Raw genomic sequence first — 6,961 nt, forward strand, 5'->3', positions numbered from 1 at the left:
GCGTATTCGCACATTATTATCGACTGCTCGCAAACAGGGTTGGAAGGTTATTGATACCATTGCGGATGTCTTTAATGGCAAAATCCCACAGTTCAATTAACAAGCTGCTGGGTAGTTACAGTTACTGAACTTAAAATTGATCTATCTCAAGGAATATTGAGTAAGCTTCGTTTACCATACGTCAAACTTTTTATTCCGAGCTATTTATGAACTTTGAACCCAAATGGATCGCATGGGAAACTACTCGAGAATGTAACTTAACTTGCGTACATTGCCGCTCTAGTGCCTGTTTGGGCAAATATAAGGATTTAGATTTCTCAACTGAACAAGGTTTTTCAGTAATTGATCAGATTGCTTCATTTGCCAAACCTTGCTTAGTACTCTCAGGTGGCGAGCCGCTATTACGATCTGACATTTTTGATCTTGCCTATTATGGGACTAAGCAAGGACTGCGTATGGCATTAGCGACTAATGGCACTTTAATCGATGATCACACCTGCCAAGAGATCAAGAAATCCGGTATTCAAATTGTTTCTTTAAGCCTTGATGGTAGCAATAATGTCACACATGATAACTTCAGACAACAACAAGGCGCTTTTGATGCCACGCTCCAGGCTGCTGAACTATTGAATAAACATCACATCCCTTTTATTATTAACTCTTCTTTCACGCAACAAAATCACCATGAGATTAAAGAAACCTATGCGCTTGCCAAACAACTACACGCAACAGCTTGGTATATGTTTATGGTTGTTCCAACCGGTCGTGGGCATAAGCTTATGCAAGAGCTGTTACATGATGATAAATATGACAATGCTTTAGATTGGCACTACACAATGGAAAGTGAGGAAGAAGATATGTTGGTGCGTCCAACTTGCGCGCCTCATTATTATCGCGTACGTTTTGAAAAGAATAAGTTTTTTGGATTAAATACTAAGTCACGCGCACTTTCTTTCTCAAGCGGTGGTTCCAAGGGCTGTATTGCCGGACAAAGCATTTTAACGATTGATGTTACAGGTAATGTCCATCCATGCAGTTATTTGCCATTAAGTGCTGGCAATATCTTTGAATCATCACTACAAGATATTTGGCAGAATTCTGAGATCTTCAAGAATTTACGCGACTTTAAAAAGTACAAAGGGAAATGTGGTAATTGTGAGTACATTAAAATCTGCGGAGGCTGCAGAGCTCGGGCGCATTTCATGAGGGACGATTATTTAGCTGAGGAACCGCTATGTCACTACACACCCAAGCAACTGCGAGGAGAAACATCTAACACATTACAAAGTTCATAGATCGGTTTCTTGAAAGTATACGGTCGCATTTTGGCGCTGAACAGATGGTGACTTGAAGTCTTTATTCATCATTTTATTGCCCATGACTGAGTTAGCTGGAAAATCTGTACCAGCTGCAATCGCCATATTACCACTTAAAAACATTCCAATAACGATAATTGATAATAGTTTTTTCATAACTAATCTCCTTTAGGTTCAAACACATCTTAGTCAGTTTCAAGTCTAGTAAGAGATTCCAAAAAATAAAATAACTGACCTAAAAAACAACAATTTCGCACAAAAATTAGGTGATTAGCTTATATTTAGACGTCATAAACTTAATAATCTGATAGTGATCATCCATAAGGCAATCGGACATTTTCTCAAGCACATCATCCAACTTAACCCACTTTACTGCCTTGGCATCATCTTGCGCAGTAACCTGTGGCAACTCTTTTTGGGGCAACATAATCAACCCTAAATGCGTGATAACACGCCCGCGTAATGAGCGATCCGGATGATCAAAAACCTCTTGCGCTATCAGTGTTTGAGGTATTTCCTCTGGCATGATGGACAGCGTTGTTCCCTCTTCTAGTTCACGCAGAATACCATCGATAATACGCTCATCTTGATCTAGAAAACCACCAGGCAATGCCCATAGATTTTTGCCTGGCGCTTGTTTTCGTTGAATAAGCAATAAATGCTTGTTGCATAGCACCATTGCGTCAGTGGTGACGAAGACCGGCTTAAATGGCGCATCCTGCCAAGAAGCTTTATAGCTCGCGATATAGGTAAATTCATCACACAATGCTTGATAATTGGATGTTTGCATATAGCTTTGCAAGATTTTTAAACTACCCCTGTCATCATCATTATCAATAAGATAATCTGCATCTAATATATGATCCTTAAACAACTTCACACGAAAATCTGTGGCATTAAAGTCATCAAAATTAGTAACATCAATATGCTGCCATGCTGGGAAGCATTTCAAGTAATAACTACTAGCATCTTTTTGATGCCCTATAATCGCGATGTGACTGTCTTTATCCGCGTATTGCTCAACTCGCTCTTGCGCTTCATTGCGCCAACCTGCTTCGTTATAAAACCAATCACTAACCGGTTCGATAATAATACGCTCCAGATCAATACCCGAAGCTTTTAAATCAGATAGAATCATTGCCCATCTATCTTCATAAGAGAAAGGATTTTTTATACTTGGCGCCCTAAAAGCTGAACCAATTAAAATAATAATTTTTTCTGCATGCAACAATCCGTAACGTATGTTATGCAGATGTCCAACATGAAACGGCTGAAATCGTCCGATAAACACAGCATAATCATACTTCATTCTTTTTGATTCTTTTTGCTTGAGACTACCCATTATTTTTGCTCTATTCTTTGTTGTTCTGCTTTTGGTGCTTCAACTGGATAAGACACATAATCATATACTTCAATGACTTTCTTAACTCCAGAAACATTTGCGGCAATACTCGATGCTTGATTACCCTCTTTCTGGGTGACTACACCCAATAGATAAACCACACCTTTCTCAGTGACCACTTTAAACTTCAAGCTATTGATACCATTTGAAACCATCGATGAAACGACTTTAGAGGTAATCCAGCTATCCGACAAATAATCCCCGATATCGACAGGATCACCAATAGTTAGCTGATTATAGACCACCTTAACACCAGGGATTTTAGCCATGCGATTGGCAAGCTCTGTTTTAAGCATCTCACTTGGCACTTGCCCCAATAACAACATAATATGGTTAAAGACTACTGGCTCGACATTGGAGTTGCCTTTCAGTGCGGGATAATCATTTAATAATGAAATCGCTTTAAATTGAATCGATTTATCCGAGGCATTGGTTTTACCATCGACACTACTTCCGGCAACATTGCTGCCAACAACAGCAGCTCCAGCGCCCGCGATCACAACTGGCGCACAAGCACTTAACAAACCAGATAGACTAATGCCTAAAATAAGTGATGATATGACTTTAGTATTGATTGATGCTTTTCTTGCAATCTTGCTTTTCTTTTGTATTTTCTGTTTTTGCTGCTTTAGCTGTTTGATTATATTCATCGATAAACTCCTGAAATACGGTGAGTGTATCTGCTAACACCTCACAACCGATGGATAATCTTAACAACCATGGTGAAACTTGTAATTGAATTTGTTGCAGTTTTTGAACTTCTTTATGCGACATGCTTGCTGGATGACTCAAAGAGGAGTGTACCGCACCAAAACTCACCGTTTTTGGGAAATAGGATTTTAATTTCTGATAAAACTGCTCAAACTGCGCTTGATCAACACACTCAACCGCTAAAAGTCCACCTAAAGACTCACAGTTTTCGCTAAGCCAATGCGCATGCTTTTGAGTTAAATCACCAACATAATAAATACTTTTAAAGCATTTACTTGCTTTTAATAACGCATAAACAGCTGCTGCATTTTTAGTTACTTCAGCCATGCGCAAATGCACTGTTTTTAAGCTTCTTGATAATAGCCACGCTTGAAATGGATCTAATGCATAACCTGTTTGGCGAATAATCTTTGCAATCTTTTCTTTAAACCGTGTATTAGTCGCAATCACGCCTGAGGTAACATCAGCGTGCCCTACGAGATACTTAGTAGATGATTGCAAAGCAATATCCGCACCAAACTTAAGCGGCATAAAACCGTATGATGACATCAATGAATTGTCAACCACTAAGCAAATATTGCACGCTTGCGTGATCTTTGCCAAATCAGCAATAGGCGTTATTTTCTGTAGCGGATTAGACACCGTCTCGCATAACACCATCTTGGTTTTTGCACTTATTGCTTGTGTTAAATTATGAGGCTCTTGTAAGTCAATCTGCCTAATCACAATACCACGATCCTGACACATCTCTTCCAAGATAAACGATAACCCTGCGTAAAAATCACAACCAACAATAAGCTCATCACCTGCTTTTAGCATACTTAAGACAATATTAAGTGCTGACAAACCACTGCTAACCGCAAATGCAGCATGCGCTTCATCCAAAATAGCCAGTTGCGCTTCTAGATAGCGACGTGTTGGATTTTGCACCCGTGAATATTCAAATGCATTACTATTGTGTTGGTCAAAGGTACTTACTTGATAAATCGGCATGCTCATCGCGTGATATGCGTCATCATTCTCAAGGTGCAATAAGCGCGTTATTCTACTGTTACTCATAATTTCTAAATCATTTATTTTTTATATTCTTTATATTTTTTATATTAGCCGACAAGACTCAACCCAACTCGCTGGCGTTCAAGGTCAATACTAATGACTTTAATCTGTGGCAATTGCTCATTCAAACTCACCACTTCGCTAGGGTGACTGACACGCTTAATACTTAATTTAGAAATATGAATCATACCATCATTTTTTAAGCCTATATCGACAAAAACCCCAAAGTCTGTGATATTGCGCACAACACCTGAGACCATCATACCGACTTTAAGCGAGTCTATATCCAAGGCTTCAGCACTAAAGCTTACTTCAGGCAATTCATCACGTGGATCAAACCCAGGCTTTTGCAGCTCTTTAATAATATCTCTTAAGGTTGGCTCGCCAATCTTATACATTTTGGCAAAACTTACAATATCGATCTGCTTTAGCTCATCAGTTGATTTTGTTAATAACCCTCTGGCAATCGCATAATGCTCAGGATGCACACCGGTATTATCTAAAAGATCATGTGCCTCAGGAATACGCATAAAGCCTGAGCACTGCTCAAATGCTTTATCGCCTAAGCCCTTGACTTTCTTAAGCTCAGCTATATTTTTAAAGCCACCCACTTTATTGCGATATGCTACAACCTCTTTTGCCAAACGTGGACTTAAGCCTGAAACATATGCCAATAGCTGTGCTGAGGCAGTATTTAAATTAACACCGACATTATTGACAACCGCTTCGGTAACATCACTTAATTTCTGAACCAGTTTCTTTTGATCGACATCATGTTGATATTGACCGACACCTAGGGCTTTAGGATCAATTTTCACCAATGCTGCCATCGGATTTTGCAAGCGTTGTGCTATTGAGATTGCCCCTCTTACCGTAACATCTAACTGTGGATACTCCTCATCAGCCACTTCTGAGGCTGAGTAAACCGAAGCGCCAGCCTCAGAAACAACGGTATAGCGAAGTTGATGCTCTGCTTGTTTATTATAATCAGCGAAGAAATCTTGTAGCTCACGTGATGCCGTACCATTGCCAATTGCCACGGTATCAATTTGGTATTTTTTAACTAAATCATTGACGATCTTTTTAGCTTCTATTGTTTTGTTATGCGGCGGCGCTGGATATATAACCGCCTCTGCCAAGTACATACCTTTTTCATCAATTACCGCTAATTTAGCACCCGTTTTAAAGCCAGGATCAACACCCAACACGGCATGCGCCTTAACTGGTGGCACCATCAGTAAATGGCTCAAGTTATCAGCAAAAACATGTATTGCTGAGCTTTCTGCTTTCTCTTTTAGCGTATTGACTACCTCACGCTCAATTGATGGATATAACAATCGCTTGTAACCATCATAATAAGCATCTATCAACAATGCTGACACGCCCGCAGCGTGTCTTGGCAGCTTAAAACGTGTGATCGTTTCTTTATAGCGCTCATGATCTATCTCAATCTTAATGCTTAGCTCTTTCTCAGTCACGCCACGAAAGATCGCTAACAAGCGATGCCCAGGTATTTTATTAACATTAGATTGATATTGATCAAACTGCGCAAAGTTACCTTGGATATTACATGTTTTGGTTGCTTTAACCTGCAAGCTACCAAAACGCGATACCTGATCACGCACATAGGCGCGCTCTTTGGCATTATCAGCATAAATTTCAGCGACAATATCCATCGCACCTTGCACTGCTTCATCAACGGTTTTTATACCATTTTTAACAAATGACTTAGCACGATCATAAAATGCAGCCTCACTATCATAGGCTTTAAGTAAAATATCTGCTAACGGTTGTAGTCCTTTCTCAATCGCTACTTGCGCACGTGTATTACGTTTTTGCTTAAAGGGTTGATAAATATCTTCTAAATCATTTAATGTATTGGCTTCATTAAGCGCTTTTTTTAATGACTCATCATAAACACCACGCTCAGTTAAGGTATGAATAATTTCCTCTTTGCGCGTGTTAAATTTCTGTAAATATTGATAATGCTCATAAAAATTTCTAAGCTCTGTATCACTTGCCCCACCTGTCATCTCTTTGCGATAACGCGCGATAAAGGGAATGGTTGCCCCTTCGCTTAACAGTGAAACAATATTCTCAGTGGCTTTAATCGACAATCCACTTTGTGTCGCAAGTTGCTGTAAATTCATGAAACATTAAGGCATGCTAATTATGCTTGCTATCTTCAGCGATTTCACCGCTGATGTCCATCATTATTGTTATAGCTATATTTGATCACACTGACACACTTGCAGATTTAGCAAGCTTAAGGCAAGCTATCGACAACCATATACAACACAGAAAATAAGACATCTATGAAAAACGAAACCTATGCCAAAATCATCTACATCCTCTATTATCAAATGTCAACTAACTTTTCCGGTTACGACAACTAACTTTGCCGATTTATAGCAAAAAAATTATTTTTTCATACGATAACTTTCTCCTTCTAGGCTAATCACGGTTGCATGATGTA

The 6,961-nt window shown here is 39.3% G+C and carries 6 protein-coding genes; 1 reads left to right on the forward strand and 5 read right to left on the reverse strand.

The window, feature by feature from the left end:
* Window positions 1-206: 206 nt before the first annotated feature.
* Window positions 207-1,295: a radical SAM/SPASM domain-containing protein gene (locus F3D68_RS10815; RefSeq protein ID WP_151194449.1), complete on the forward strand. Its 1,089-nt coding sequence runs from the start codon at window positions 207-209 to the stop codon at window positions 1,293-1,295.
* On the opposite strand, the gene F3D68_RS10820 is transcribed toward F3D68_RS10815, so the two are convergent.
* The 5 genes from F3D68_RS10820 to F3D68_RS10840 all read right to left on the reverse strand — a co-directional run bounded on the left by F3D68_RS10820 (window position 1,290) and on the right by F3D68_RS10840 (window position 6,635).
* On the reverse strand, window positions 1,290-1,472 hold the full coding sequence (locus F3D68_RS10820) for a hypothetical protein (protein WP_117001896.1): 183 nt from the start codon (window positions 1,470-1,472) through the stop codon (window positions 1,290-1,292). The two genes, F3D68_RS10815 and F3D68_RS10820, sit on opposite strands and share 6 nt — an antisense overlap.
* A 106-nt stretch (window positions 1,473-1,578) precedes the next feature.
* A complete protein-coding gene (locus F3D68_RS10825) occupies window positions 1,579-2,658 on the reverse strand; it encodes a bifunctional nicotinamide-nucleotide adenylyltransferase/Nudix hydroxylase (protein ID WP_224728296.1) in 1,080 nt (359 codons plus the stop codon).
* Window positions 2,658-3,368, reverse strand: a complete 711-nt coding sequence (locus F3D68_RS10830; RefSeq protein ID WP_151194450.1) for a BON domain-containing protein — start codon at window positions 3,366-3,368, stop codon at window positions 2,658-2,660. Before F3D68_RS10830 ends, F3D68_RS10825 begins: the two co-directional genes overlap by 1 nt.
* Window positions 3,283-4,488 (reverse strand): trans-sulfuration enzyme family protein, encoded by a 1,206-nt coding sequence (locus F3D68_RS10835; protein ID WP_151194451.1) that lies wholly within the window; start codon window positions 4,486-4,488, stop codon window positions 3,283-3,285. The genes F3D68_RS10830 and F3D68_RS10835 overlap by 86 nt, the downstream gene beginning before the upstream one ends.
* Before the next feature lie 44 nt (window positions 4,489-4,532).
* Window positions 4,533-6,635 (reverse strand): helix-hairpin-helix domain-containing protein, encoded by a 2,103-nt coding sequence (locus F3D68_RS10840; RefSeq protein WP_151194452.1) that lies wholly within the window; start codon window positions 6,633-6,635, stop codon window positions 4,533-4,535.
* Window positions 6,636-6,961 lie beyond the last annotated feature (326 nt).

Origin of the sequence: Cysteiniphilum sp. JM-1 (genome assembly GCF_008711525.1) — a bacterium.
In the GTDB taxonomy this organism is placed as follows: Bacteria; Pseudomonadota; Gammaproteobacteria; order Francisellales; family Francisellaceae; genus Caedibacter.

Bases quoted from the DNA above. Each gene is read 5' to 3' on its own strand.
- F3D68_RS10815 (WP_151194449.1), top strand. From the start codon at position 207: ATGAACTTTGAACCCAAATGGATCGCATGGGAAACTACTCGAGAATGT.
- F3D68_RS10820 (WP_117001896.1), bottom strand. From the start codon at position 1,472: ATGAAAAAACTATTATCAATTATCGTTATTGGAATGTTTTTAAGTGGT.
- F3D68_RS10825 (WP_224728296.1), bottom strand. From the start codon at position 2,658: ATGGGTAGTCTCAAGCAAAAAGAATCAAAAAGAATGAAGTATGATTAT.
- F3D68_RS10830 (WP_151194450.1), bottom strand. From the start codon at position 3,368: ATGAATATAATCAAACAGCTAAAGCAGCAAAAACAGAAAATACAAAAG.
- F3D68_RS10835 (WP_151194451.1), bottom strand. From the start codon at position 4,488: ATGAGTAACAGTAGAATAACGCGCTTATTGCACCTTGAGAATGATGAC.
- F3D68_RS10840 (WP_151194452.1), bottom strand. From the start codon at position 6,635: ATGAATTTACAGCAACTTGCGACACAAAGTGGATTGTCGATTAAAGCC.